This is a genomic window from Streptococcus sp. CF7_Ac1-12, assembly GCF_024295905.1.
GTDB lineage: Bacteria > Bacillota > Bacilli > Lactobacillales > Streptococcaceae > Streptococcus > Streptococcus mitis_AP.
Map to the genome: position 1 here is coordinate 1 of NZ_JANCPG010000034.1, position 944 is coordinate 944.

The 944-nt window shown below is 40.8% G+C and carries 1 pseudogene; it reads left to right on the forward strand.

Annotated elements, in window-relative coordinates:
- Positions 1–944 (forward strand): annotated as a pseudogene (locus NMM17_RS09540) (hypothetical protein); the annotation flags it as partial.

The following is a 944-nucleotide window of genomic DNA, read 5'->3' on the forward strand; positions in this document are numbered from 1 at the left end:
AACGCTGTAACAGGTGAAGTAACGTACTTAGCAGCGGATGGTGTAACAGCATCAACGAAAGAAGATGCACCATGGACTCCAGTAAACGGCGATAAATTCACAGAGAAAGTATCGCCAGCAGTACCTAACTACACACCAACAGTAGAAAAAGTAGCTGAAAAAACAGGTGTAACAGCAACAGATGAAGACATCGTTGAAACAGTAGTGTACAATCCTACAAAACAAACGGTAGATCCAAACGCACCAAAAGATCCATCAACACCAGATGTTACTCCAAAACCTAACGATGTAGTACCAAACGACCCTAAAGGACGTACGTACAAAGAATTAGGATTAATTGAAGAAGTAACACGTACAGTTCACTATGTATACGAAGATGGAACTAAAGCAGCTGAGGATAAAGTACAAACAATTACATTTACTCGTACAGCTGAGATTGATACTGTAACGGGAGCAATTTCTAACTTTGGTACTTGGACGCTTAAAGATGAGAATAATACATTCGAACCTGAAACAACAGAGGCGAAAGCAGGATATGTTGCTTCAGCTGCTAAATCTACTGAGGTAACAGGAGTTCAAGCGACAGATAAAGATACAGAAGAAACAATTATCTACCGCAAACTTGGTTCATATGTGCCAGTAGTTCCAGCAGGTGTAACACCTCCAGCGAACTTCGATAAGACACCAAAACCATATCCAAATGCGACTCCAGAAGATCCAACAAGACCAGGAACTCCAACTACACCAACTACAACAATTCCTGAAATCCCTGGAACAACTCCAGTAGGACCAGATGGAACACCATTAACGAAAAATCCAAATGGTGGATACGATTTACCACCAGTACCAACAGATCCAACTCAAAACACTACAATTACGTATGTTAAAGACGGATCACAAGTGGCAGTAGTTCACTTCGTAGATGAAAAAGGTAACTCAGTTAA